The organism is Variovorax sp. P4_D9 (assembly GCF_056401695.1).
Window position 1 is genome coordinate 1 of the sequence record NZ_JBFUIU010000059.1, and the last position, 22,239, is coordinate 22,239.

Here is a 22,239-nt window from a genome sequence, read left to right on the forward strand (position 1 = left end):
ACACCGCATGCCGGACAGACGAAACCATCCGGCCAGCGCAGCCGCTCCAGGTAGGCCAGGCAGGCTTCTTCGGTGGCGAACCAGTCGAGAAATTCGTTCCAGCTTTGCGGGTAGTCCTTCCCGGCTTGTGGCGCTAATATCTGGTTATCCATCCAGCTATTCTGAACCTACTGGAGCTAAGCGGATACCCGTATAAACAAACAGTATTCAGCACCTGAAACGAGACTTTCGATTTAAGCTTGACCTCGGCGACTTCATGGAAGCTAGGCGCATGTCCATGCCTCGTTGTTCCTTGTCCGGCCTCGTTCGGCACCATGGCCCTTCGCTGGCCACGGTCCCGATCAGGTCCGGTCCGGCGGATGCCGTCCATTCCAGCCCCCTTCACCTGCAGCCAGGCTGAGAGGGTGCTTGAACTGGAGCAGGTCTGGCGGGAAACGCCCGCTGGCGGCGCGCTTCTGCTGCAAGCCTGGATGCCCGCCTATTTCTCCGAGGCSCAGGCCGAATGCGTCACGCAGATGCTCCGCCTCGACCCCAAGGACTTGCGCGCCACCCTGGCCGATGCCATGGCGCCTGGTTCGCGGTGCGACCGCCTGACAGCGAGCTCGAACCGCTTGACAACGGCCGCCGACATGCTGGCGAAGGGGGTTCGCGCCGCGGCGCAAGCCACGGCCCTGAGCCCGGAGACCTTGGACGCCTGCAAGCGCGCGGCCCGCGCGCTGACCGCCTACCTGGGCACCTGCGGCGAGTCGGCGCTGAGCTATCCGCAGGTGAACCTGATCCGTGCCATGCATCTGGCCGAAGCCGCAACGGGTCGTCCGTTGCGCAATGCCAATCAGGTCATGGGTGCGGTGGCCCCGTTCTTCACGCCGATGCAGATTGAGTTTGCGGTCGAACTGCTGACCGAGAGCCTGGAGAGCGAGGCGGGTGAAGTCTGCGCCATCCTGGACTAACTCGAGGTCATGGCGGGCGAGAACCAGCGCGCCGGATGAAGACGCAGGTTTCTGAATGTTAGGTTGACGAGCCTTACCCCCGGCACTGGCTACGCAGTTAGGGCTGCTTGGTTCCCCACCTGACCCGGTTGGCCACTTCACCATGCGGGGAGGCCCGTCAACCGAGGATTGTAGGCGACGGCGAGCACCCCGGCTCTTCACCAGACCATCAGCGAGGTTTCGAGCGCCGCGTCGGCATAGTAGAGACGCACGCCGACCTGGTAGTGGCGGCCCTTCTGCAGCCGCATGCTGACCTTGGCGTTGAGGTCGGTGCCGCTGTCGTCGGCGCCCGCGATCTGCACGTTGCCGGTCGGCGTGACCTCGAACAGCACCAGCACGGTGTCCGAGGTGCCGAAGGTGCCGATGTTGTAGGTTCGCGTGCGCGGCGGCGTGAAATCGAAGGTGCGGGTCTCACCCGCCTTCAGCTTCAGCAACTGCGAGACCCCGACCTTGAGCGGCGCCGAGGTCGGCGCCCTGACGCCCGGGTAGGACTCCACCACCCAGGCCTTGTCCGCATAGGACAGGCCGCCCTTGGGCTGCAGGCCGGCCTGGTATTTTTCCGGCGCGACGATCAGCCCGGCATCGAACTGGTACTCCATGACCGAATCCGGATCCCAGGTGGTGCCTTTGATCTCCGACACCGGGATCTTGCGCAGGATGTTCCATTCGATCTGCGAATCTTCCCAGTTATTCGGCGGGCCCCTGAAATAGGCGAGCACCGCCTCGCGGTTCCAGGAGATGCCGGCGTTCGGGTTCTGGTGCTCGTGTTCCAACCCGAGCGTGTGGCCGATCTCGTGCAGGGCGGTGTCGTGGCCGTAGGTCGTGGTCAGCGCCCAGCCGAAGTTCATGGTGCGCTCCTGTGGCGGCTTGGTGTTGAGCACGTCGCGTCCCACGTAGGACCAGGAGCCGTCCTGAGGGTCGAAGCCGATCCGCACCATGGCGTCCTCGGGCGCCTCGACGCGCCGGAAGCTGATGCCGATGCCGAGCTTGGCCCAGGCTTCGAAAGATGTGTCGACGACACCGATGTCCGCCGTGCCCCCTTGCCATGCCGCAGGCACGCCATCCCCGCGCTTGAAGCAGTAGTAGGTCAGTTGGGTGCCGTTCACCCACTTCTTGCTCGCGGCGATGATGGCACGGGCGCGTCCGGCGGCGACGCTGATGTCGAATTGCCTGATCGGCTGCACCGGCTGCGAGCAATAGCGTCGCGGGCCGGCGGCTTCGGGCGGGCTGGATTTGCTGGCCGCGGCCGGACGGGCCGCCTTGCGGGTCGCAGTGGGCATGTCGGTCTCCTCGAGGGTTTTTCATGCTAGGCGAGGGCGGCTCGAAATCTATCTGCAGGATGGCCTAGGCCGCCGCCCGGGTCGATGGCCGCATCGACCTAAAATGCGCCGATGGCCTATCTCGTGCTCGCTCGCAAACATCGTCCCCGAACCTTCAACGAGATGGTGGGCCAGGAGCATGTCGTGCAGGCGCTCGCGAACGCGCTGACCTCGCAGCGGCTGCACCACGCCTATCTCTTSACCGGCACCCGCGGCGTGGGCAAGACCACGGTCTCGCGGATCCTGGCCAAGTCGCTCAACTGCCAGGGTCCCGACGGCCAGGGCGGCATCACGGCCACGCCGTGCGGCCTATGCCAGGCGTGCAAGGACATCGACGCCGGCCGCTTCGTCGACTACACCGAACTCGACGCCGCCTCCAATCGCGGCGTCGACGAAGTGCAGGCCCTGCTGGAGCAGGCGGTCTACAAGCCGGTGCAGGGCCGCTTCAAGGTCTTCATGATCGATGAAGTGCACATGCTCACCGGGCACGCGTTCAACGCGATGCTGAAGACGCTCGAGGAGCCGCCCGAATACCTCAAGTTCGTGCTGGCCACCACCGATCCGCAGAAGGTGCCGGTCACGGTGCTGTCGCGCTGTCTGCAGTTCAACCTGCGGCCGATGGCGCCCGAGACCGTGCTCGAACACCTCACGCAGGTGCTGCAGGCCGAGGCCGTTCCGGCCGAGCCCGCCGCGCTGCGCCTGATCTCGCGCGCCGCCCGCGGCTCGATGCGCGACGCCTTGTCGCTGACCGACCAGGCGATCGCCTTCGGCAATGGCGAACTGCTCGAAGCTGGCGTGCGGCAGATGCTCGGGAGCGTCGACCGCGGCCATGTGTTCCGGCTCATCGAGGCACTTGCGCAGGGGGACGGGAAGACGGTGGTCGAGACCGCCGAGGGGCTGCGCCGCGATGGCTTGTCGGCCGCCTCCACGCTGGAGGAAATGAGCACCGTGCTGCAGGCCATGGCGGTGCTGCAGGCCGTGCCTTCGCGGGCCGAGTCGCGCGATGGCGCCGATCCCGACGCGGCCGAGACCGCGCGCCTCGCGGCCCTGCTGCCGGCCGACGAGACCCAGTTGCTCTACAGCCTCTGCCTGCATGGCCGGGGCGAGCTCGGCCTGGCGCCCGACGAGTACGCGGCGCTCACGATGGTGCTGCTGCGCCTGCTGGCCTTCAAGCCCGCCGCGGCCGGAGCGGAAAAAAAAACTCTGAATGACGCCGAGCGCGCGGTTCCCGATGCACCCCGGGCCGCGCCAGCTGCCGAATCGCCCCCTCGACCCGTGGCGGCCTCCGACCGCGCGCCGGCGCCTTCGGCTGTCGCATCGACGGCAGCTGCCGCATCGCATGCGCCACCCGGCCAGCGCTTGCCGGTCGTCGAGGCGCCCTCGTTGAGCGCGGCGCCGCCTCCGCGGCCCGCGCCTGCCGCCGACCCCATGTCGACACCGGCAAGGGTGATGGCGATGCCGGTGCGGGTGCAGCCACCGCCAGGCGCCCGCGAGGCCGTATCCCCTGCGCCCTCGGCGCCCATAGCGCCGAGTGAGGAGGGCGATTTCTGGCACGCCACCGTGACGCAGATGGTCGTGGCCGAGGCCATCACTGCGCTGGCGCGCGAGCTTGCGCTGCAGTCGCAGCTGGTGGCGCGCGACGTCGACCAGTGGCTGCTGCGTGTCGAGCGCGAGTCGCTCAACCAGACCAGCAGTCGCGAAAAGCTGCAGACCGCGTTGGCGGCCATGGGTCATGGCGTCAAAATCGCCATCGAGATCGGTGCCGTGGTCGACAGTCCGGCCCGGCGCAACAAGCAGGCGGCCGACGAACGCCAGCGTGTCGCCGAGGAAGCGATTCGCAATGACCCCGAGGTGCAGTTGATGATGCGCGACTGGGACGCGAAGATCGTTCCCGGGACGCTGCGTCCGGCCTGAGCCTTTTTCTTTCAATTTCTTATTAACGACAGGATCCACATGTTCAACAAAGGACAACTGGCCGGCCTCATGAAGCAGGCGCAGGCAATGCAGGACAACCTCAAGAAGGCCCAGGAAGAACTGGCCACAATCGAGGTCGAAGGCGAATCCGGCGCCGGGCTGGTGAAGGTCGTGATGACCTGCAAGCACGACGTCAAGCGCATCACCATCGATCCCAGCCTGTTGGCCGACGACAAGGACATGCTCGAGGACCTGGTGGCTGCCGCCTTCAACGCTGCGGTGCGCAAGGCCGAGGAAACCAGCGAGCAGAAGATGGGCAAGCTGACCGCCGGCATGCCCGGACTGCCGCCCGGCATGAAGCTGCCGTTCTGAGCTTTCATCRGCCCTCGATGGCGGATTCCAGTTCGCTCGAAGCGCTGATCGAAGCGCTGCGCCGCTTGCCCGGCGTCGGCGCCAAGTCGGCCTCGCGCATGGCTTTCCACCTGCTGCAGCACGATCGCGAAGGCCTCCAGAAGCTCGCGCGCGCGCTGCAGCAGGCGGCCGGCAACGTGCGCCATTGCGAGCGCTGCAACACTTTCACCGAAGGTGTGATCTGCAGTGTCTGCCAGGATGCGCGGCGCGACGCCAGCAAGCTCTGCGTGGTGGAAACGCCGGCCGACCAGGCGGCGCTCGAGCGCACCGGCGTGTTCCGAGGCTACTACTTCGTGCTGATGGGCAAGCTGAGCCCGCTCGACGGCATCGGGCCGAACGACATCGGACTCGCGAAGCTGTTCGAGCGCGCGCTCGACGGCACCGTGAGCGAGGTGATCCTCGCCACCAATTTCACTGCCGAAGGCGAGGCCACGGCCCATGTGATCGGCGATGCGCTGAAGCAGCGCGGGCTCTCGGTGACCCGGCTCGCGCGCGGCGTGCCGGCCGGCAGCGAGCTCGAGTACGTCGACCTCGGCACCATCGCCCACGCGTTGGTGGACCGTCGCTGACAACGCGCTTCATCCGGAGACCCAGGTGAACCTTCCCGCGCTAACCTGGGCCTACTGGTGCGTGCTGGCGGTGGCGCTGCTGCCCTATCTGTCCTCGTACATCGCCAAGGCCGGTGCCTTCAAGCCCGGCGACAATCGGGCGCCGCGCCAATGGAGCACGCACCTGAGCGGCTGGCGGGCACGGGCCAACAGCGCCCAGGCCAATGGTTTCGAGGGCCTGCCTTTCTTCGTCGGCGCCGTGATCATCGCCCACCAGCTCGGCGCGGCGCAGGCGACGCTCGATCGCCTGGCGGCCGCCTATGTGCTGTTGCGCATCGTCTATGTCGCGATGTACATCGCTGATCGCAGTTCGCTGCGCAGTGCGGTCTGGGCACTCGGCTTCATGGTCAACATCGCGATCCTGTTCGCCGGCAGATAGTGGCCTTCGTGTTTACGTAAAAACCCGCACGGGATGTTCCCGATGCAGGGGCAGGGGGGCGCCCCTAAGCTCGATTCGAATCACACGACAGAGAGCCCGAAGGCCCCATCCATGCTCAATCGCCGTACCTTCACCGTAGCCGCTTCGCTGGGCGCGGCCGCGATCGGCGGGCCGCTGGTCTACGGCCAGCCGAAGCTCGAGAAGTCCACGGTTTCCATCGCGGTCGGCGGCAAGGCCGCGTTCTACTACCTCCCGCTGACGATCTCCGAGCAGCTCGGCTACTTCACGGCCGAAGGGCTCGATGTAGAGATCTCCGATTTCTCGGGTGGCGCGCGCGCGCTGCAGGCGGTCGTCGGCGGCTCGGCCGACGTCTGCTCCGGAGCCTTCGAGCACACCATCAACCTGCAGGCCAAGAACCAGTTCTTCCAGGCCTTCGTATTGCAGGGCCGCGCACCGCAGATCGCCATCGGCGTGTCGACCAAGAACATGCCCAACTACGCGGGCATCGCCGACCTCAAGGGCCGCAAGATCGGTGTCTCGGCGCCGGGCTCCTCCACCAACATGGTGGCCAACCTGGTGCTGTCTCGGGGCGGCCTGAAGGCCAGCGACGTGAGCTTCATCGGCGTCGGCGTCGCTGCCGGCGCACTCACGGCATTGCGATCGGGCCAGATCGACGCGATCAGCAACACCGATCCCGTGATGACCATGCTCGAGCAGAAGGGCGACGTGAAGATCATCAGCGACACCCGCACGCTCAAGGGCACGCAGGAGGTGTTCGGTGGGCTGATGCCGGCCGGCTGCCTCTACGCCTCGTCTGAATTCATCCACAAGAATCCGAACACCTGCCAGGCGCTCGCCAACGCCATCGTCCACGGCCTCAAGTGGCTGCAGACCGCCGGGCCCGGCGACATCATCAAGACCGTGCCCGAGACCTACCTGCTGGGCGACCGGGCCTTGTACCTGGCGTCCTTCGACAAGGTGCGCGAGGCGATCGCGATCGATGGCATGGTGCCGGCCGACGGTCCCAAGACCGCACTCAACGCCATCGCGAGTTTCGACCCCTCGGTCAAGGCCGACAAGATCGATCTCTCCAAGCTCTATACCAACGACTTTGCGCGGCGTGCCAAGGACAGGTTCAAAGCCTGATCGCGGTGTCCCTGCAACCCGGCCTCGGCCGGGTTTTTTCTTCCAAGCCCATGGCCGACCACGCGCTCGAACTGATCGATATCCAATGCACCTTCCGCGCGAAGGACGCGCAAGGCCAGCGCTACACGGCGGTGGCCGACACCACGCTGCGGATCGGCGAGGGCGAGTTCGTTTCGGTGGTCGGACCGACCGGCTGCGGCAAGTCGACGCTGTTGAACGTCGGCGCCGGCTTGCTCGAACCGTCGTCGGGCACGGTGCGGGTCTTCGGCAAGCCGCTCTCGGGCATCAACTCGCGCGCCGGCTACATGTTCCAGAGCGAAGCCCTGATGCCGTGGCGCAGTGCGCTCGACAACGTCATGGTGGGCATGCAGTACCGCGGCATGGCCGATGCGCAGGCAAGGGACCAGGCCGAGGCTTGGCTCGCGCGCGTCGGCCTGGCCGGCTTCGGCGACCGCTATCCGCATCAGCTCTCGGGCGGCATGCGAAAGCGCACCGCGCTGGCTCAGGTGCTGGCGCTCGACCCCGACATCATCCTGATGGACGAGCCCTTCAGCGCGCTCGACATCCAGACCCGGCAGCTGATGGAGAACGAGGTGCTGGACCTCTGGGCCGCCAAGAAGAAGGCGGTGCTCTTCATCACGCATGATCTCGATGAGGCGATCGCGATGAGTGATCGCGTGGTGGTGCTGTCGGCCGGTCCCGCGACCCATCCCATCGGCGAATTCACGATCGACCTGCCGCGCCCGCGCGACGTGGCCGAGGTCCGCACGCATCCGCGCTTCGTCGAACTGCATGCGCGGATATGGAACGTGCTGCGCGACGAGGTGCTGAAAGGCTACGCGCAGCAGTTGAAGCAGGCGGCCTGACCATGCGCATACGCCCCAGCGAAAGCAATGCGCGCTTCTGGCAGTTGGGGGTGCTGATCGTGCTGCTGGCGGCCTGGCACCTCGCCTCGCGCAACCCGCAGTTCGCCTTCTTCCTCGGTGAACCGATCGAGGTCGCGGGCCGCATCTGGAGCTGGTTCATGCCCTTCGCCATCCCGGCCAACCGGCTGTTCCCGGAGGGCCTGGCAGGCAACACCGACATCTATCTCCACCTCGCAACCACGCTGGTGGAGACCGTGCTGGCCTTCGTGATCGGCACCGTGCTGGGCCTGGCCTGCGGGCTCTGGTTGGCATTGGCGCCGACCGCGAGCCTGGTCTTCGATCCCTACATCAAGGCGGCGAACTCGATGCCGCGCGTGATCCTGGCGCCGATCTTCGCGCTCTGGTTCGGCCTCGGCATCTGGAGCAAGGTGGCGCTGGCCGTCACGCTGGTCTTCTTCATCGTCTTCTTCAATGTCTACCAGGGCGTGCGCGAAGTGAGCCCGGTAGTGCTGGCGAACGCGCGCATGCTCGGCGCCAGCCAGCGGCAGCTGCTGCGCACCGTGTACCTGCCGAGTGCGACCAGCTGGGTGTTTTCCAGCCTTCACACCTCGGTGGGGCTGGCGTTCGTGGGGGCGGTGGTCGGCGAGTACCTGGGATCGGCGCGCGGCGTCGGCTACCTGATCCTGCAGGCCGAAGGCACCTTCGACGTCAACACGGTGTTCGCCGGCATCGTGGTGCTGACCGCCTTCGCGCTGCTGCTCGACGCCATCGTCGGCGTGCTCGAGAAGCGGCTCATGAAGTGGCAGCCGCGCAGCGGCGAGACCGAGAAGCTTTGAGCCCGCCCGGCGGGAGTCCGGTCAGCGCTTTTTCTTCGAAGGCGTGCCGCCGTGCGGCTCGCGCGCGATCTGCTTGCTGCTCAAGCTCTTGGTCGTCACCTTGGCGGGCACGGCCGTGGCCTTGGCCTTGCTTCGGGGTTCCGCGGCCGCGTGGCTGACACGGCTGACGGCGGACCCCACGCTGGCGGCCCGCGAGGCGCGCACGGGCAGGAACACCACCACTTCGTAGCCGCGCTGGAAGGTGTGGTTCGTCTTGACGTCGTTCCATTCGGCGACGCTGGCCGGGCTCAGCTGGTAGCGCCGGGCGATGCTGGCGACGCTGTCCTGGCGGCCGGCCTTGACCACGGTGCGGCGAGTCACGATCTCGGGCTGGAAGCTCAGCTGCCCGGTGTCTGCAACCACCGCCGCGACGTCTTCCTGGACGCGGGCGCTGCGCGGCACGATCAGTGTCGAGCCGGCCTTGATCAGCATCCGCGGCGGCACGTTGTTAACGGCGCGGAGGTCGGCCTCGCTCATGCCCGAGCGCTGCGCTGCATCGGCCACCGTCATGGTCGACGGCACGGTCCAGGCGGTCCAGCTGGCGTACTGGCCATGGCTGTAGGCCTCGAAGTTGCGCTGGAAGACCGCGGCGTTGTCCCAGGGCAGCAGGATCTCGGGCGTACCCGCGGCCAGCAGCACCGGCTTGTGGGCCGAGGGATTGAGGGCGCGGAAGTCCTCGACCTGCACGTCGGCCAGCTTGGCCGCCAGGGCGACGTCGAGGTCGCGCTTGAGCGAGACGGTCTGGAAGTAGGGGTGGTTGGCGATCAGCGGCAGGTCGACGTTGAATCGCGTCGGATCGGCGACGATGTTCTTGACCGCCTGCAGCTTCGGCACGTAGAGCCGCGTCTCGGCCGGCATCGAGATGTCGCTGTAGGTGGCGGGCAGGCCGGCCCGCTGGTTCTTGGCGATCGCCTTGCTGACGTTGCCTTCGCCCCAGTTGTAGGCGGCCAGGGCGAGCTGCCAGTCGCCGAACATGCCGTAGAGACGCTGCAGGTAGTCGAGCGCCGCGCGGGTCGAGGCCACGACATCGCGCCGGTCGTCGCGGAAGATGTTCTGCTTCAGGTCGTAGTCGGTGCCGGTGGCCGGCATGAACTGCCACATGCCGGCGGCGCGCGCACTCGACACGGCCTGGGGATTGAAGGCGCTCTCGATGTAGGGCAGCAGCGCGATCTCGGTCGGCATGTCGCGGCGCTCGAGTTCTTCGACGATGTGGAAGATGTAGCGGTTCGAGCGCTCGGTCATGCGCTGGATGTAGTCGGGCCGGCTGGCATACCACTGCTCGCGGTCTCGCACGAGCTCGCTGTCGAGGTTCGGCATCTTGAAGCCGCGGCGGATGCGATCCCACATGTCGGTGGGCGGGGCCAGCGTGACCACGGGCCGGGATTTGGTGTCGCCCGAGGTGATCGGCTTCAGGCTGCCACCCGGATACACCGGCGAGGCACTACCCGAGGCGCCACCCGGCGATGAACCGGTGCCAGTGGCACAGCCCGCGAGAAACAGGGAGCCCGCGAGGCAGGCGGCTAGCAGGAATTTCATCGAAAGTCGTTCTTCCAGTGGCGCAGCGCGGCGAACACTTCGGCGGGCGCCGCTGATGCGGGCAGGCCGGTGTGAGCGTGGACCGCTCGGCTGACAGTGGCTTCGCGGCTGCGAAGAAAAGGATTGATCAGGCGCTCGGTCGCCAGCTGCGAGGGCAGCGTGGGTTCACCGCGCGCGCGCATTGCTTCGCAGTGCGCCGTGTACTGAGTGAGATCCGGGTTGCCGGGTTCCACGCTTTGCGCAAATCTCAGGTTAGCAAGTGTGTATTCGTGGCCGCAGCAGACGCGGGTATCTCCAGGCAGCGCCGCCAGGGCCTCGAGCGAGGCCAGCATCTGCGCCGGCGTGCCTTCGAACAGGCGTCCGCAGCCGCCCGAGAACAGGGTGTCGCCGCAGAACAGCAGCGGTGCCAACGCGCCGGCTGCGGCGTTGCGCGGACCGGCCGGCAGGAAGAAGGCGATGTGGCCGGCGGTGTGGCCGGRAATGTCGATCACTTCGAAGCGCAGGCTCAGGGCCTCGGCGTGATCGCCCTCGGCGAGCGGCGTGTACGGCTCGGGAATGCGCTCGCGGGCCGGGCCGAAGACCTTCGCGCCGGTGGCTTCGTGCAGCGCAGCCACGCCGCCGGTGTGATCGGCATGGTGGTGCGTGACTAGAATCGCGGCCAGTTGCAGATTCCGGCGCCTGAGTGCATCGAACACGGGTCCGGCGTCCCCTGGGTCGACCACGATCGCGTCGTGCCCATCCTGCAGCATCCAGATGTAGTTGTCGGCGAAGGCGGGCAGCGGAACGAGGGTCATGAGCGGTCAAATTATAGGTTTGCACGATTGGTTCGATACCCCCCCGGGCCGCTATCTGCTGGCCTGGGAGCAGGCTCAGTTCGACCAGGCCGTGGCCGACATCTTCGGCTACCACGCGTTGCAGCTGGGCCTGGGCGAGGTCGAGGCGCTGCGCGCCAACCGCATGCCATACCGGTGGCTGGCGCTGTCCGATCCGGCCCAGGCCGGCGCCGCCGCGCTACTGACCGACTTTTCGGCCCTGCCTTTTCCGGCCAACAGCCTCGACCTCGTGGTGCTGCCGCACACGCTCGAGCTCAGCCCCGATCCTCACGCGACCCTGCGCGAGGTCGAGCGGGTGCTGGTGCCCGAGGGCCGGGTCGTCATCTGCGGCCTGAACCCGGCCAGCCTCTGGGGCATGCGGCAGCGGCGGGCCCATCTGTACCGGCGGCTCGGCTTCGGCGAGCTGTTCCTACCCGAGGCCGGTGACTTCATCGGCTACCGGCGCATGCGCGACTGGCTGCGGCTGCTGAGCTTCGAAGTCGAGTCGGGCCGCTTCGGCGTCTACCGGCCGGCTGTCCGCAGCGAGGCCTGGCTCGAACGCTGCCGCTGGTTCGATGTGGCCGGCGAGCGCTGGTGGCCGATCTTCGGTGCCGTCTATTTCCTGGTGGCGGTCAAGCGGGTGCGCGGGCTGCGGCTGCTGAGCGCCGAATGGCGACGTGCCGCCTCTCGTGCCAGTGCGCCGGTGCCGATCGCCGGCAAGATGCACCGGGGGCGCGACAATGGCGGCCGACTAGAAGAAGGAAGCGGTTCTTGAACGAAGTACAGATCTACACCGACGGTGCCTGCAAGGGCAATCCCGGTCCCGGCGGCTGGGGCGCATGGCTCAAGTCGGGCGCCACTGAGAAAGAGCTTTTCGGCGGCGAACTCAACACCACCAACAACCGCATGGAACTGCAGGCGGTGATTGAGGGCCTCGGCGCGCTCAAGCGCCCGTGCAAGGTGGTCCTCTACCTGGACAGCCAGTACGTGCGGATGGGCATCACCGAGTGGATCCGGGGCTGGAAGGCCAAGGGCTGGCGCACCTCGACCAAGCAGCCAGTGAAGAACGTCGAGCTCTGGCAGCAACTCGACAAGCTGGTGGCCGAGGGCGGCCACCAGATCGAATGGCGCTGGGTCAAGGGCCATTCGGGTGACCCGGGCAACGAGCGTGCGGATGCGCTCGCGAACAAGGGCGTCGAGCGGGCGCTCGGCCGGATCTAGGGTTCGATTCGCTCGGGGGTTTCCGGCAACTCGCCCATGCTGGCGCGGAACAGCCGGTCGTCGGTGATCCGCAGGCGGCGGCTCATCTCGCGGGCGATGTTCATCTGGATCAGCGCGAACTGCTCGACATCGCGCTCGAACAGGCGGTACAGGTTCGCCGACGACAACTCGATCGCGACGCAGTCGGCATCGGCACGCACCGAGGCGCTGCGCGGGGACAGGTCGAGCAGCGCCATCTCGCCGAAGCAATCGCCCTGCAGCAGGCGCCGGAGCAGCAATTCGTGCGATTTCCAGCTCTTGGACACGATCACGCTACCGGCTTCGAGCACGAACATGCCGCGGCCCGGCTCGCCTTCACGGAAGAAGTAGCCGCCGCGCGGTACTTCGACCACCGGCGCGGCCGCCAGCAGGAACTCGACGGTTTCCGCGCCGATGGCGCCGAAGATCGGCATCTGCTGCATCAGTTCGATTCTGGCCGCTGCCATGCGCAACTCCCGTGAAATGCCCCCACGCTCGTCACTTCGTGTACTCGCTGCCCCCCGAGGGGGCGCAGACTGCCTTGGGGCGGCTCGGCGCCGGTCTGAGGACGGTGGCGGGCCCAGACCTTACACCACGCCGTCGAAGACCATCACGTCGACCGTCTCGCCCGGTGCCACGCTCGCCTGGTCGTGGTGAAGCACCACGAGGCCGTTGGCCTCGACCATCGAGCTCAGCACGCCCGAGCCCTGGTTGCCGGCGATGCGAACGCGGGGCAGCGCGCCCGCCACCTGATCGACCCGCCCGCGCTGGTATTCGGTGCGCCCGGGCTTCTTCCGTATCGCTTCCACGCTGGTGGCACGCAGCAGCGGGGGTGGCGCAGCGCAGGCGGCGTTACAGCCCATCATCTTCAGCAGCGCAGGGCGCACGAAGGCCAGGAAGGTGACCATCACGGCGACCGGATTGCCCGGGAGCCCGAACAGCACCGCCGGCCCGCGACGATCGTCCGGCGCCGGGATCAGGCCAACGGCCATCGGCCGGCCGGGTCGCATGGCGACGCGCCAGAAGGCCATGTCGCCGAGCCGCTGCATGACGGCTCGCGTGTGGTCGGCCTCGCCGACGCTGACGCCGCCGCTGGTGATGATCGCATCGGCCTCGGCGGCGGCGCGGCGCAGCGCCGATTCGAGGGCCGCCGGATCGTCGCGCACCAGGCCGAGGTCGATCACCTCGCAGCCCAGCCGCGTCAGCAGGCCGAACACGGTGTAACGGTTGCTGTCGTAGACCGCGCCTTCGCGCGGCAGCTCGCCCAGGCTAAGAATCTCGTCGCCGGTGGAGAAGTAGGCCACGCGCAAGCGCTTCAGTACCGGCACCATCGGCAGGCCGAGGCTGGCGATCATGCCGAGTGCGGCCGGCGTGATGATCTGGCCCCGCTTCAGGGCCGGCTGGCCCTGCATCAGGTCCTCGCCGGCGAAGCGGCGGTTGTCGCCGCGCCGCAGCGCCTTGGCGGGGAAGCTCACGCGATCGTCGTCGACCGTGCAGAACTCCTGGGGAATGACGGTGTCGAGGCCGGCCGGCATCACTGCGCCGGTCATGATCTTGACGGCGTCGCCGGCCTCCAGCGCGCCGCGCCAGGCGGCACCGGCCAGCGCGGTGCCGACCACGCGCAGCGTCAGCCTGGCGTCGCCGGCCGCATCGAGCAGAGCGCCATCGAAGGCGAAGCCATCCATCGCCGAGTTGTCGTGCGGCGGCACGCTGACCGGCGAGACGATGTCCTCGGCCAGCACCCGCCCGAGCGCGTCGCGCAGGGCCAGGCGCTCGACCTGGGTGACGATGGCGGGCTCGGCCAGTTGCGCCAGGAAGGCCTGCACGGCATCGACGCTCAGGGCCTTGGGGTCGTAACCCGCCAATGCGGCGGCGATTTCTGCGATTCGGCTCATGGCGGGAAGGAGCTCAGGAACCCTGGCGTTCGAGACCACGCAGTTCGGCCAGCGTGTTGGCGTTGAAGAACGCGTTGCGGGCATCGCCGGGCTGGTCGAAGGGCACCAGCACCGTGCGGTGCTGACCGGTCCATTTGTCGATCTTGCGGCCACCGTCCTGGGTGAAGCGCACCAGGCTTTCGAGCAGCGTGGCGCGCAGCAGGCAGAACACAGGCTGTGGGAACAGCACCGGGGCGGCGTCCGGCGCGTCGGCCGCCTCCGGCGCGCTGACCATCGCGATGTCGGCGTCCTCGGCGGCCATCGCGGCCGCCAGGCGGCTTGCAAGGTCGAGCGGGAACAGCGGCGTGTCGCAGGGCACGGTCAGCAGGTAGGGGGTCTCGCAGCGCTCGAGCCCGGTCAGGAAACCGGCCAGCGGGCCCGCATAGTCGGCCAGGCCATCCGGCCAGACCGGCACGCCGAAGGATTCGTAGGCAGCCAGGTTGCGATTGGCATTCACCATCACTTCGCCGACCTGCATCCCCAGCCGCAGCACGGCATGCATCGCGAGCGGCGTGCCGTTGAAGCTCTGCAGACCCTTGTCGACGCCGCCCATCCGCGAGCCGCGACCGCCGGCGAGCACGAGGCCGGTGATTTCGCTGGTGGCGATGGCGGTCAGGGCGTTCATCCGCCGATGTAGCTCATTTCGACCCGGCGCGGCGCTCTGGCATCGGTGTCGGGGACGCGCAGCGCACGCAGTTCGGAATATCGGTCGCTGCGCCCCTGCCAGATGTGGCCGAGGGTGGAGGCGATCTGCGCGTCGTCGGCGTCGCCGCGCAGCAGCGGCCGCAGGTCGTGGCCCTGGCTCGCGAACAGGCACAGGTAGAGCTTGCCTTCGGTCGACAGGCGTGCCCGGCTGCAGTCGCGGCAGAAGGCCTGGGTCACGCTGCTGATGACGCCGATTTCGCCGCCGCCGTCGGCGTAGGCCCAGCGCTGCGCGGTTTCGCCGGCGGCCGTGGCTTCCAGGGGCCGCAGCGGGAATTCGGCGGCGATGCGGCTCACCACGTCGGCCGACGGCAGCACCTCGTCCATGCGCCAGCCGTTGGTGGCGCCGACGTCCATGTACTCGATGAAGCGCAGCACCACGCCGGTGCCGCGGAAGTGGCGCGCCATCGGCAGGATCTCCTGCTCGTTGGTGCCGCGCTTGACCACCATGTTGACCTTGATCGGACCCAGGCCCGCGGCTTTCGCGGCGTCGATGCCGGCCAGCACCTCGGCGACCGGGAAGTCGACGTCGTTCATGCGGCGAAACACGCTGTCATCGAGGCCGTCGAGGCTCACGGTCACGCGATTCAGGCCGGCGGCCTTCAGCGCCTGCGCCTTGCGGGCGAGCAGGGAACCGTTGGTGGTCAGCGTGATGTCCAGCGGCTTGCCGTCCGGCGTGCGCAGCGCCGCGATCTGCTCGACCAGCACCTCGAGGTTCTTGCGCAGCAGCGGCTCGCCGCCGGTGAGCCGGATCTTGCGTACGCCGTGGCTGGTGAAAAGGCGCGCCAGCCGGGTGATCTCCTCGAAGCTCAGCAGCGCAMTGTGCGGCAGGTATTTGTAGTCCTTGTCGAACACTTCCTTCGGCATGCAGTAGCTGCAGCGGAAGTTGCAGCGGTCGGTCACGCTGATGCGCAGGTCGGTCAGCGGCCGGGCCAGCCGGTCGAGCAGCACGCCGGTGGCGGGCACGACAACCCCACCGGCCACTACGCGGGGCGCGCGACCGATATCGGAGAGCTTGACGACGTGCTGCTTCATGGGGAAGGCCAATTTACCGCATCGAGGGCCGCGATACCGCTGCAAGGCCTTGCGCCGGATCAGACGCAGCGCGCGCCATCGACCTCTATGCAGACGCCGCTGATGAACGAGGCCTCGTCGCTGGCCAGGTACAGCGCGGCGTTGGCGACATCGAGCGCGGTCGAGAAGCGGCCGAGCGGGATGGTGGCGCGGAACTTGGCCTTGCGTTCCTCGGTGACCGGTCCGCCGGCGAACTCGGCCGCCAGGCCGGTGTCGGGGTTGAACACCGGGTTGATGCAGTTGACGCGGATGTTGTCGGGGCCGAGTTCGGCGGCCAGCGACTTGCTGGTCGTGATCACCGCGCCCTTGGAGCCGTTGTACCAGGTCAGGCCCGGGCGAGGGCGCACGCCGGCCGTCGATGCAATGTTGATGAACGAGCCGCCGCCGTTGGCGCGAAAGGCCGGCACCGCGTGGATCGTCGACAGGTAGATGCTCTTGACGTTGACCGAATAGCAGCGGTCGAACTCTTCCTCGCTGACCTCGAGCGCGGGCCGGTTGCGGTGCGTCCAGCCTGCGTTGTTGACCATCGCGTCGAGCTTGCCGTGGCGCTGCACGGCGGCAGCGACCAGGGCCTTCATCTGGTCGGACTTCGTGACGTCGGCGGCGAAGAAGGAGGCGCGGCCGCCGTCGCGCAGAATGGCCTCAACCACCTGCTCGCCGAGTGCCTGGTTGATGTCGTTGACGACGACCTGGGCGCCCTCGCACGCCAGCCGCTTTGCAATGCCTTCGCCGATGCCGCCGCCGGCACCGGTCACGATGATGGATTTGTCCTTGACGCGCACAGCTGTCTCCTGGATAAAAAAGTGCAGCCGGGCAGTGTATCGGCCCGGTGTTCGCGGCTCAGCCGTGCTTGACCGCCACGGTCTTGAGCGTGGTGAAGCCRTACAGCGCCTCGAAGCCCTTCTCGCGGCCGTAACCCGAAGACTTGACGCCGCCGAAGGGCAGTTCGACGCCGCCGCCGGCGCCGTAGTTGTTGATGAACACCTGGCCGCTTTTCACGCGCTTGGCCATTCGGAACTGGCGCCCGCCGTCGTTCGTCCAGATGCCGGCGACCAGGCCGAACTGCGTCGCGTTGGCGAGCGCCACGGCCTCGTCCTCGTCGCGGAAGGCCATCGCGGCCAGCACCGGACCGAACACTTCCTCCTGCGCCAGCCGGTGGTCCACCGGCACGTCGCGCAGCAGGGTGGGCGCCTGGTAGAAGCCGGTCTCGGGGGCCTCGTCGACCACCACGCCCTGGGCCACCATCGGAATGCCCGCGACCTGCGCGTCCGACAGGAAGTCCCAGACGCGCTGCTGCTGCGTCTGGCGGATCAGCGGACCGACGTCCAGGTCCATCGCTGCGGGACCGACGCGCAGCGCCTCGAAGGCGTGGCCGAGCCGCTGCAGCAGCGGTTCGTAGATGGCCTGGTCGATCAGCACGCGCGATCCGGCCGAGCAGGTCTGGCCGGCGTTCTGCACGATGGCGTTGATCAGCACCGGGATGGCGGCGCTCAGGTCGGCATCGGCGAACACGATCTGCGGGCTCTTGCCGCCGAGCTCGAGCGTCACCGGGCAATGGCGTTCGGCTGCCACCTGCTGGATCAGCGTGCCGACCTTGGGGCTGCCGGTGAAGCTGATGTGGTCGATGCCGGGGTGCCGCGCCAGCGCGTCGCCGACCTCGTGGCCATAGCCGGTCACGATGTTGAGCGCGCCAGGCGGGAAGCCGGCCTCGGCCGCCAGCTGGGCGACCCGGATCAGCGACAGGCAGGCATCCTCGGACGGCTTGACCACGCAGACGTTGCCGGCGGCCAGGGCCCCGCCGACGCTGCGCCCGAAGATCTGCATCGGGTAGTTCCACGGAATGATGTGGCCGGTGACGCCGTGCGGTTCGCGCCAGGTGAAGACGCTGTAGCCGTCCTGGTAGGGGAGGGTCTCGCCATGCAGCTTGTCGCAGGCACCGGCGTAGAACTCGAAGTAGCGCACCAGCGCCGCGGCATCGGCGCGGGCCTGYTTGACCGGCTTGCCGCAGTCGCGCTGCTCGATCAGCGCCAGCTCGTCGACATGCTCGGCGATCTTCTGCGACAGCTTGTAGAGCAGCCGGCCGCGTTCGGCCGCGCTGACCTTGTGCCAGCCGGTGTCGAAGCAATGGCGCGCGGCCCGCACCGCGGCGTCGATGTCGGCGGCGTTGCCGCGCTGCAGCTCGTCGAAGGGCTGGCCGTCGGACGGGTCGATCACCGGCAGGGTGCGGCCGGACGAGGAAGCAACGTTTTCGTTGCCGATGTAGTTGAATTGCATGGGGCGAAATCTTAAGGCCCCCTGGCGTCCGGCGCCGGCCGCCGCCGGCCAGGGGTCAGCGTGCCGCCGTCGGCTTCGGCAGCGTCCGCAGCGCATTCAGCATGCGCTCGACGTGCTTGTCGGGGTTCAGGTTCTGGAAGTAGTAGGCGACCTTGCCGTTGGGGGTGATCACGTACGACAGGCGATTGGCAAAGTCCGGCCGCGTCTTCATCAGTGCGTCGAAGCCCTCGATCACCGTCTTCGACTCGTCCGAGGCCACCGGAAAGCGGCTCTGGCAGGACTTGACCGAGAACTTCGCCAGCGTGTCGATGTTGTCGGCCGACACCCCGATGACCGTGGCGCCAAGGGCTGCGAACTGGTCGATGGCTTCGGCGAAGGCGTGGGCCTCGATCGAGCAGTCCTGCGAATCCGCCGCTGGAAAGAAATACACCACCACCGGCCCCTTGGCGAGCGCGTCGGCGAGCGAATAGCTGAAGGTCTTGCCGCCCAGCGCCGCCGTGGCAGTGAACTTCGGCACCGGGTCGCCGATGTCGAGCGCGGCGAAGGCCGGCGCGGCCAGCGCCGCGGCGATGGTCATGAAAGTTGCGCGTACGGCGATCGAGGGCATCATGATGTCACTCCGGTTGGAAGCGTTTCGAATTCTAGGACTGCACGCCGTGCGGCGCTGTTTCGACATCCGTCCGTCATCGAGGAACGACACGATATGAGGATTGGCCTGAATCGCTGGATCCGACTGGCGCTGGCCTGCGCGGGCATCGCCTTGATGGCAGCCTGCGGCTCGCTGCCGATCGCCCGCGAACGGCCGGCCGAGCATGCCGCGGCACCGGACCGCTCGACCCGGCTCGCGAAGATCGTCGCCGATTCGACGCCGCCCGACGAGCATTCCGGCTTTCGGCTGATGCCGCTGGGCGTCTATTCGCTCGATGCTCGGATCCAGCTCGCCCAGCGGGCCCAGCAGTCGCTGGTTGTGCAGTACTACCAGCTCGCGAACGATGCCACCGGGCGGCTCCTGATGCGCGCGCTGCGCGAAGCAGCCATGCGCGGCGTCAAGGTGCGGGTGCTGGTGGACGACCTCTACACCACCAAGAGCCAGCAGCCGCTGCTGGCGCTGGCGCAGACGCCGAACGTGGAGGTGCGCCTGTTCAATCCCTTCTGCTGCGGCCGCGACGGCTTCCTGTCGCGCTTCCTGGCGTCGTCCCAGGACATCGGGCGGCTCAACCATCGCATGCACAACAAGCTGTTCATCGCCGATGGCGTGGTGTCGGTGGTCGGCGGGCGGAACATCGCGGACGAGTATTTCGTTCTCAGCGAGGCGCAGAACTTCATCGACATGGACGCGCTGGTGGTCGGCAAGGTGGTGGCCGAGCTCGAGGCAATCTTCGACACGTACTGGAACGCCGAGCAGGTCTGGCCGATCGCCGAGATCGTGCGCGGCGCCGGTGGCCGCACGCCCGGCCCGGACGAGTTCGACGCCTGGATCGGCATGAGCTCCCCGCCGCCGAAGATCGTGCTGCCGCCTTCGGACGTGCTTGGCTACGGCCCGATCGCCGAGGAACTGGACGGCGGCCGGATGGGACTGCTGTGGGGCGAGGCGCACGCCATCGCCGATCCACCCACCAAGCCCGCCACGATGAGCGCCGATGAAGCCCTCGCCACCAGCGTGACGATGAAGGTCTGGGGCCTGCTGCTCGATGCCAGGTCCGAGGTCGACCTGACTTCGCCCTACCTGGTGCCCGGYGAGAAGGGCATGGCCGCGTTCGAGGACCTGTCGCGGCGCAAGGTCAAGCTGACGCTGCTGACCAATTCGCTGGCCGCCAACGACGAGCCGCTGGTCCACACAGGCTATGCACGCTACCGCGAACGTCTTCTGGCCAGCGGTGCCGACCTCTACGAACTGAGTCCGGAGCGCACCACCGCCAACAAGCGCTTCGACATGTTCGGCAATTCGCTCGGCCGGCTGCACGCCAAGACGGCTGCCAWCGACCGGCGCCGCATCTTCGTCGGCTCGATGAACCTGGATCCGCGTTCGGCGACCCAGAACACCGAAATGGGCGTGGTGGTCGAGAGCCCCGAGTTGGCGCGTGAAATGCTGCGGGTCATCAACATCAGCAAGCTCCAGAATTCCTACCGGCTTCGGCTCGACAAGCGCACCGGCGCGCTCGAGTGGCTGACGACCGACGGCGAAAAGGAGATGATCCTGACCTCGGAGCCCGAATCCAGCTTTTTCAAGCGTTTCTACAACTCCCTGATCGCACCGATCGTGCCCGAGATGCTGTTGTAGGCTCGGGGGATGCTCCTTTCCTGCCCTTGCAAACCACCGGCGCCGCCCCACTTGCTTTGTATGAACGCTACCCATACCCCCGCGCACAAGGCCGACCTGGCTGTCACGCATGTCCTGGCCCAACTCCTCGAGCGGCTGGAGCACAGCGCCGTGCCGGTAGGCCCCGAGCAATACCGGTCGGTGGCGATGCACCTGGTCGATCAGTTCCGAGACGCCGAACCCAGTGCCGAACTCGGCCAGCTGTTGGATGCCTATCCGGCGGCCTCGCAGCTCTACGAGAACCTCAATTACCAGCACGCCGGCCTCTGCCGCTCGGCGCTCGACGCTTCGCTGGCGGCCGAGCTGGCCGCCAAGAAGGCGATCGAGCGTGCCATGCGCGCTTCCGGCCCGGACGCCGCCCATGAGTAAGGGCGAAGTCAAGACGGCGGTCGTGGCCGACGGGCTGCGCTACAAGGCCAAGGCGCCGGGTTCCCCCTTTCGCGCCTCGGCTTCGTTCAGCGGGGCGACCATGTCCTGCTTCATGTGCGGAAAGCATCGCGTGCGCTCCCAGATGCGTACCCGGCAGCTGCTGGGCAAGTCGCAGACGGTGTGTGCACCGTCCTGCAAGGCACTCGACGAATTGATGGAAGCCTCCGGCGCGACCTGAGCTCGCGAGCCCCTGCGGCTATCGCATCCCACCATTTGATTGGGTTTATCTATTTAATACTTCGTGTTGCCTATCCATTGACGGCAATTCGAATTACAGTTGGAAACAATTGGCGGAAGTGATTTCACCAATACCAAAGTTCTAATCAAATAGATTTAACGATCCCAATGAAGACCATTGCCTGTCATCGGTCGAATCCGGGTCGAATGCATGCGAAAGGACGGCCTTTGTGAGCCAACCGCGTCACGTCATCATGCAGGTCGTCAAGCGCTCGGGCGGCGCCACGCATCACGTGGAGTTTTGCATCGACGACAACTTCGCCGAGCGTCTTCGGCAACTGCGCTCGCTGGTTCCACCGCTCAATGCGCTCAATAAGCAGCGCGACCTGGTCATCGACAAGGTGCGGGTTCGACTGCCGACCGCCATCTGGCGTTGCGGCGGCGACATCGACAGTTCGGTCGAGGGCTCGTGCATCGTGATCGCTGCCGAAGGCTTCTTCAACTGCGGTGCCAAGGACCGCAAGACGAAGGAGAAGCTGGTCACCTACACCTTCCCGATCTCGCGGCTGATCGAGCTGCACACGGAACGGCCGGCGGGCGAGACCTTCTACATCCGCGATGGCATCTTCACCAATGACGAGCCGGCCGAATCCGCGGCGGGCCGCTGGGTCGCCTCGCTGCATGAACTGGAAGAAATGCGCGTGCCCGAGGCACCGTCCGATTTCGACACCCTGCAGGGCGTGCCGCTGCGCAGCGAGCAGGGCGCACTGCCGTCGCAGAGCAGCCTGAACTGAGCGCAGGGCGCCGGACGGCGCCACCCTCAGGCAGCGCTACTGCAGCTTCACTTCGACCCGGCGGGCTTCGGCCGGAGCCCCATCGGCCTGGGTCTGGGCGGGCTTGGYGAGCTCGACCTTGTCTTCGGGAACGCCGGCGATCTTGAGCGCTGCGCTGACCGCGATGGCGCGCTGCTTGGCGAGCTCGGCGTTCTTCTCGGGGTCGCCACTGGCGTCGTGATAGCCGCTCACCAGCACGCGGCCGCCGCTCTGCACCGATTTCACGATGTCGGCCAGCGCGGCGCTGGAGCCGGCGGGGACTTCGGCGCTGTTGGTGGCGAAGTAGAACTTGACCACGCCACMCTCGGTCTTGATCGCCGCGCCGGTGTCGGCTGCGGCCACCGGTGCCGCGGCAGGTGCCGCCGCGGCGGGTCCCGGGGCCGGCGCGGCCGGTGCTGCCGG

At 67.4% G+C, this 22,239-nt stretch carries 26 protein-coding genes and 1 other RNA gene; 14 read left to right on the forward strand and 13 right to left on the reverse strand.

Translation table 11 applies throughout. From position 1 onward, the window contains the following. Positions 1 to 152, reverse strand: a 152-nt coding sequence (locus AC1DY5_RS09320; protein WP_478111027.1) for a transposase, incomplete at its 3' end; no start/stop codon positions are given. 162 nt (positions 153 to 314) lie between these two features. Here AC1DY5_RS09320 and AC1DY5_RS09325 point away from each other — a divergent pair. Next, positions 315 to 950 carry a hypothetical protein gene (locus AC1DY5_RS09325; protein ID WP_478111005.1) on the forward strand — a complete coding sequence of 212 codons (636 nt, stop codon included), beginning with the start codon at positions 315 to 317 and terminating at the stop codon, positions 948 to 950. 62 nt (positions 951 to 1,012) lie between these two features. Here AC1DY5_RS09325 and ffs read toward each other — a convergent pair. Both ffs and AC1DY5_RS09335 read right to left on the reverse strand, forming a co-directional pair. Beyond that, positions 1,013 to 1,109, reverse strand: an RNA gene (gene ffs, locus AC1DY5_RS09330) — signal recognition particle sRNA small type. Between the two features lie 38 nt (positions 1,110 to 1,147). After that, the gene (locus AC1DY5_RS09335) at positions 1,148 to 2,269 is read right to left on the reverse strand and encodes a M12 family metallopeptidase (RefSeq protein WP_478111006.1); all 1,122 of its coding nucleotides are present in this window, start codon (positions 2,267 to 2,269) and stop codon (positions 1,148 to 1,150) included. A 111-nt stretch (positions 2,270 to 2,380) separates the two neighbouring features. Here AC1DY5_RS09335 and dnaX point away from each other — a divergent pair, with 111 nt between their 5' ends. From dnaX to AC1DY5_RS09370, 7 genes are all read left to right on the forward strand, one after another. Further along, the gene (gene dnaX, locus AC1DY5_RS09340) at positions 2,381 to 4,222 is read left to right on the forward strand and encodes a DNA polymerase III subunit gamma/tau (protein ID WP_478111007.1); all 1,842 of its coding nucleotides are present in this window, start codon (positions 2,381 to 2,383) and stop codon (positions 4,220 to 4,222) included. Positions 4,223 to 4,261: 39 nt separating this feature from the next. Beyond that, positions 4,262 to 4,594: a YbaB/EbfC family nucleoid-associated protein gene (locus tag AC1DY5_RS09345; protein WP_012747441.1), complete on the forward strand. Its 333-nt coding sequence runs from the start codon at positions 4,262 to 4,264 to the stop codon at positions 4,592 to 4,594. A 17-nt stretch (positions 4,595 to 4,611) separates the two neighbouring features. Further along, entirely contained in the window at positions 4,612 to 5,202 is a 591-nt protein-coding gene (recR, locus tag AC1DY5_RS09350) for a recombination mediator RecR (protein ID WP_478111008.1), read from the forward strand. 25 nt (positions 5,203 to 5,227) lie between these two features. Further along, positions 5,228 to 5,620: an MAPEG family protein gene (locus AC1DY5_RS09355; protein WP_478111009.1), complete on the forward strand. Its 393-nt coding sequence runs from the start codon at positions 5,228 to 5,230 to the stop codon at positions 5,618 to 5,620. A 111-nt stretch (positions 5,621 to 5,731) separates the two neighbouring features. Further along, complete coding sequence (locus AC1DY5_RS09360) at positions 5,732 to 6,766, forward strand: ABC transporter substrate-binding protein (RefSeq protein WP_478111010.1); 1,035 nt, start codon at positions 5,732 to 5,734, stop codon at positions 6,764 to 6,766. Between the two features lie 50 nt (positions 6,767 to 6,816). Next, entirely contained in the window at positions 6,817 to 7,632 is an 816-nt protein-coding gene (locus AC1DY5_RS09365) for an ABC transporter ATP-binding protein (RefSeq protein WP_478111028.1), read from the forward strand. A 2-nt stretch (positions 7,633 to 7,634) separates the two neighbouring features. After that, entirely contained in the window at positions 7,635 to 8,468 is an 834-nt protein-coding gene (locus AC1DY5_RS09370; RefSeq protein WP_478111011.1) for an ABC transporter permease, read from the forward strand. 21 nt (positions 8,469 to 8,489) lie between these two features. Here AC1DY5_RS09370 and AC1DY5_RS09375 read toward each other — a convergent pair whose 3' ends face one another. Together AC1DY5_RS09375 and gloB are read right to left on the reverse strand one after the other, a co-directional pair. Further along, the gene (locus tag AC1DY5_RS09375) at positions 8,490 to 10,043 is read right to left on the reverse strand and encodes a transglycosylase SLT domain-containing protein (RefSeq protein ID WP_478111012.1); all 1,554 of its coding nucleotides are present in this window, start codon (positions 10,041 to 10,043) and stop codon (positions 8,490 to 8,492) included. Further along, on the reverse strand, positions 10,040 to 10,837 hold the full coding sequence (gene gloB / locus AC1DY5_RS09380; RefSeq protein ID WP_478111013.1) for a hydroxyacylglutathione hydrolase: 798 nt from the start codon (positions 10,835 to 10,837) through the stop codon (positions 10,040 to 10,042). Before gloB ends, AC1DY5_RS09375 begins: the two co-directional genes overlap by 4 nt. On the opposite strand from gloB, the gene AC1DY5_RS09385 reads away from it, so the two are divergent. Both AC1DY5_RS09385 and rnhA read left to right on the forward strand, forming a co-directional pair. Further along, complete coding sequence (locus tag AC1DY5_RS09385) at positions 10,836 to 11,630, forward strand: class I SAM-dependent methyltransferase (protein ID WP_478111014.1); 795 nt, start codon at positions 10,836 to 10,838, stop codon at positions 11,628 to 11,630. The two genes, gloB and AC1DY5_RS09385, sit on opposite strands and share 2 nt — an antisense overlap. Further along, a complete protein-coding gene (rnhA, locus tag AC1DY5_RS09390; RefSeq protein WP_286509015.1) occupies positions 11,627 to 12,076 on the forward strand; it encodes a ribonuclease HI in 450 nt (149 codons plus the stop codon). The genes AC1DY5_RS09385 and rnhA overlap by 4 nt, the downstream gene beginning before the upstream one ends. On the opposite strand, the gene AC1DY5_RS09395 is transcribed toward rnhA, so the two are convergent. From AC1DY5_RS09395 to AC1DY5_RS09425, 7 genes are all read right to left on the reverse strand, one after another. Then, the gene (locus AC1DY5_RS09395) at positions 12,073 to 12,561 is read right to left on the reverse strand and encodes a Crp/Fnr family transcriptional regulator (protein ID WP_478111015.1); all 489 of its coding nucleotides are present in this window, start codon (positions 12,559 to 12,561) and stop codon (positions 12,073 to 12,075) included. The two genes, rnhA and AC1DY5_RS09395, sit on opposite strands and share 4 nt — an antisense overlap. A gap of 120 nt (positions 12,562 to 12,681) precedes the next feature. After that, on the reverse strand, positions 12,682 to 13,989 hold the full coding sequence (gene moeA, locus AC1DY5_RS09400) for a molybdopterin molybdotransferase MoeA (RefSeq protein ID WP_478111016.1): 1,308 nt from the start codon (positions 13,987 to 13,989) through the stop codon (positions 12,682 to 12,684). Positions 13,990 to 14,002: 13 nt separating this feature from the next. Continuing rightward, complete coding sequence (gene mobA, locus AC1DY5_RS09405) at positions 14,003 to 14,653, reverse strand: molybdenum cofactor guanylyltransferase MobA (RefSeq protein WP_478111017.1); 651 nt, start codon at positions 14,651 to 14,653, stop codon at positions 14,003 to 14,005. After that, entirely contained in the window at positions 14,650 to 15,765 is a 1,116-nt protein-coding gene (gene moaA, locus AC1DY5_RS09410; RefSeq protein WP_478111018.1) for a GTP 3',8-cyclase MoaA, read from the reverse strand. The genes mobA and moaA overlap by 4 nt, the downstream gene beginning before the upstream one ends. 59 nt (positions 15,766 to 15,824) lie before the next feature. Next, the gene (locus tag AC1DY5_RS09415; RefSeq protein ID WP_478111019.1) at positions 15,825 to 16,586 is read right to left on the reverse strand and encodes an SDR family oxidoreductase; all 762 of its coding nucleotides are present in this window, start codon (positions 16,584 to 16,586) and stop codon (positions 15,825 to 15,827) included. Between the two features lie 58 nt (positions 16,587 to 16,644). Beyond that, on the reverse strand, positions 16,645 to 18,078 hold the full coding sequence (locus AC1DY5_RS09420; RefSeq protein ID WP_478111020.1) for an aldehyde dehydrogenase family protein: 1,434 nt from the start codon (positions 18,076 to 18,078) through the stop codon (positions 16,645 to 16,647). A 55-nt stretch (positions 18,079 to 18,133) separates the two neighbouring features. Continuing rightward, on the reverse strand, positions 18,134 to 18,688 hold the full coding sequence (locus AC1DY5_RS09425) for a peroxiredoxin (protein ID WP_478111021.1): 555 nt from the start codon (positions 18,686 to 18,688) through the stop codon (positions 18,134 to 18,136). 93 nt (positions 18,689 to 18,781) lie between these two features. Between AC1DY5_RS09425 and AC1DY5_RS09430 the strand changes: the two genes are divergently transcribed. The 4 genes from AC1DY5_RS09430 (at position 18,782) to AC1DY5_RS09445 (ending at position 21,798) form a co-directional block, all read left to right on the forward strand. Next, positions 18,782 to 20,359 (forward strand): phospholipase D-like domain-containing protein, encoded by a 1,578-nt coding sequence (locus tag AC1DY5_RS09430; RefSeq protein ID WP_478111022.1) that lies wholly within the window; start codon positions 18,782 to 18,784, stop codon positions 20,357 to 20,359. A gap of 60 nt (positions 20,360 to 20,419) precedes the next feature. Further along, positions 20,420 to 20,767, forward strand: a complete 348-nt coding sequence (locus tag AC1DY5_RS09435) for a hypothetical protein (protein WP_478111023.1) — start codon at positions 20,420 to 20,422, stop codon at positions 20,765 to 20,767. After that, positions 20,760 to 21,005: a hypothetical protein gene (locus AC1DY5_RS09440; protein ID WP_478111024.1), complete on the forward strand. Its 246-nt coding sequence runs from the start codon at positions 20,760 to 20,762 to the stop codon at positions 21,003 to 21,005. Before AC1DY5_RS09435 ends, AC1DY5_RS09440 begins: the two co-directional genes overlap by 8 nt. 229 nt (positions 21,006 to 21,234) lie before the next feature. Next, complete coding sequence (locus AC1DY5_RS09445; RefSeq protein WP_478111025.1) at positions 21,235 to 21,798, forward strand: hypothetical protein; 564 nt, start codon at positions 21,235 to 21,237, stop codon at positions 21,796 to 21,798. 36 nt (positions 21,799 to 21,834) lie between these two features. On the opposite strand, the gene AC1DY5_RS09450 is transcribed toward AC1DY5_RS09445, so the two are convergent. Then, the coding region (locus AC1DY5_RS09450) for an OmpA family protein (protein ID WP_478111026.1) at positions 21,835 to 22,239 on the reverse strand (405 nt) is incomplete at its 5' end.

Bases quoted from the DNA above. Each gene is read 5' to 3' on its own strand.
- AC1DY5_RS09335 (WP_478111006.1), bottom strand. From the start codon at position 2,269: ATGCCCACTGCGACCCGCAAGGCGGCCCGTCCGGCCGCGGCCAGCAAA.
- AC1DY5_RS09345 (WP_012747441.1), top strand. From the start codon at position 4,262: ATGTTCAACAAAGGACAACTGGCCGGCCTCATGAAGCAGGCGCAGGCA.
- recR (WP_478111008.1), top strand. From the start codon at position 4,612: ATGGCGGATTCCAGTTCGCTCGAAGCGCTGATCGAAGCGCTGCGCCGC.
- AC1DY5_RS09360 (WP_478111010.1), top strand. From the start codon at position 5,732: ATGCTCAATCGCCGTACCTTCACCGTAGCCGCTTCGCTGGGCGCGGCC.
- AC1DY5_RS09365 (WP_478111028.1), top strand. From the start codon at position 6,817: ATGGCCGACCACGCGCTCGAACTGATCGATATCCAATGCACCTTCCGC.
- AC1DY5_RS09370 (WP_478111011.1), top strand. From the start codon at position 7,635: ATGCGCATACGCCCCAGCGAAAGCAATGCGCGCTTCTGGCAGTTGGGG.
- AC1DY5_RS09375 (WP_478111012.1), bottom strand. From the start codon at position 10,043: ATGAAATTCCTGCTAGCCGCCTGCCTCGCGGGCTCCCTGTTTCTCGCG.
- AC1DY5_RS09385 (WP_478111014.1), top strand. From the start codon at position 10,836: ATGAGCGGTCAAATTATAGGTTTGCACGATTGGTTCGATACCCCCCCG.
- AC1DY5_RS09395 (WP_478111015.1), bottom strand. From the start codon at position 12,561: ATGGCAGCGGCCAGAATCGAACTGATGCAGCAGATGCCGATCTTCGGC.
- moeA (WP_478111016.1), bottom strand. From the start codon at position 13,989: ATGAGCCGAATCGCAGAAATCGCCGCCGCATTGGCGGGTTACGACCCC.
- mobA (WP_478111017.1), bottom strand. From the start codon at position 14,653: ATGAACGCCCTGACCGCCATCGCCACCAGCGAAATCACCGGCCTCGTG.
- AC1DY5_RS09425 (WP_478111021.1), bottom strand. From the start codon at position 18,688: ATGATGCCCTCGATCGCCGTACGCGCAACTTTCATGACCATCGCCGCG.
- AC1DY5_RS09435 (WP_478111023.1), top strand. From the start codon at position 20,420: ATGAACGCTACCCATACCCCCGCGCACAAGGCCGACCTGGCTGTCACG.
- AC1DY5_RS09440 (WP_478111024.1), top strand. From the start codon at position 20,760: ATGAGTAAGGGCGAAGTCAAGACGGCGGTCGTGGCCGACGGGCTGCGC.